The organism is Bacillus sp. JCM 19034 (assembly GCF_001310635.1).
GTDB lineage: Bacteria > Bacillota > Bacilli > Bacillales > Bacillaceae_D > Halalkalibacter.
On sequence record NZ_BAXR01000054.1, the window covers coordinates 1 to 1,282 of the forward strand.

Consider the following 1,282-nt stretch of genomic DNA (forward strand, 5'->3'; position numbering starts at 1 on the left):
AGTATATACATAGATGTGAAAGTACATATTCTAAAAATGGGATTGATAGAGACACACCAACTGGAACATTAATATTTACGATCATGAGTATTTTGCAGAATTCGAAAGAGATGTGATGGTAGAGTGTACCCAAGAAGAGAAGGCAACAGCAAAACAGAAAGAGAAAGCAAATTTTTGTAAAGAGAGACTAAAAGTTTATGGTAAGCAACAAATAAAGTATGCTTTAAGCTTATTAGAGAATGGCAATTGTAAAAAGTGCATTGATTAGGGCTAAGCGAAAGAAAGCTTATAGTAATATTTGCTATTAGCATAATTGTGTATTTTCTAGGACTTTTATCATTTCCTAAAATGGAGATTTACACCTATATAATCAAAAATATAACATGGATTATAATGGTAAATAAATGACGGATAAGAAGTATATGGTAGAAAGAAGTTATGATACTGTCATAAATGTAGATACAGGCCTCAAATATGTAAGCTATTTCTTCTTAAGTCACATCCGATTAAGAAGTATGGAAGTTCAGAAAATCTATTGTTTCGTCTTCCATGTGGGCGGTATCTTTTCTTTGTTTTGGAGGTGAACGGTGGCCAATTTAAAAGTGAATCTTTCAGAAGTGCAAAGCTTTGTGGAAGAACAGAAAAAGGAGATGAAAGCTCTTCGTTTAGGATTAAGTGAGGTCGAGTCGAATATTAATCAAATCACCGAGATGGAGACGTTTAAAGGAGAAACGGCGAAAGCAGCGAAGATCTATTTTCGTGACTATCATGGCACGCTTCTTCAGGCATTTATCGGTTTATCCAATCAGCTGGAGAGAAATTTAGTGAAGCATCTCAATGATTTTAAATCGAATGTCGACTCGAATGATCTGACGGTGTTGGATCAATCATACATAGAGGATCAAGAAGAAGATATACATAGGATGTACAAGCAATTAGAAGGCATTTCAAAGGAAATAGATGCTATTATAAAGAGTGTCTCGGATATAACATCGGCACAATCTCCTTCGTTTTTGAATGTGATGAATCGAAAAGAAGAAACAGTGGAAGTGACCTCAGATGTAACGGAACAATTAGTCGCTTTTACGAAAAGAGGAAAAGCAGACCATCATCACGTTCAAGAGGCAATGGCTGAAATAGAAGCGTTAATGAAAGCGGGGCAGAAGAAAACGGCACAATCCATCACACCAGACTGGTTTCGCGTTCAACTACCAACAATTCAATCTAGAGTAAACGACGCAAAGAAGAACAAAGCATTTGCTTCCGTAATTTCCAATGAATC

The 1,282-nt window shown here is 36.0% G+C and carries 1 protein-coding gene; it reads left to right on the forward strand.

Features of this window, described 5'->3' with window-relative positions:
* Positions 1-587: 587 nt before the first annotated feature.
* Positions 588-1,282: T7SS effector LXG polymorphic toxin (locus JCM19034_RS20520; RefSeq protein ID WP_062052617.1), on the forward strand; the 695-nt coding region annotated here is incomplete at its 3' end.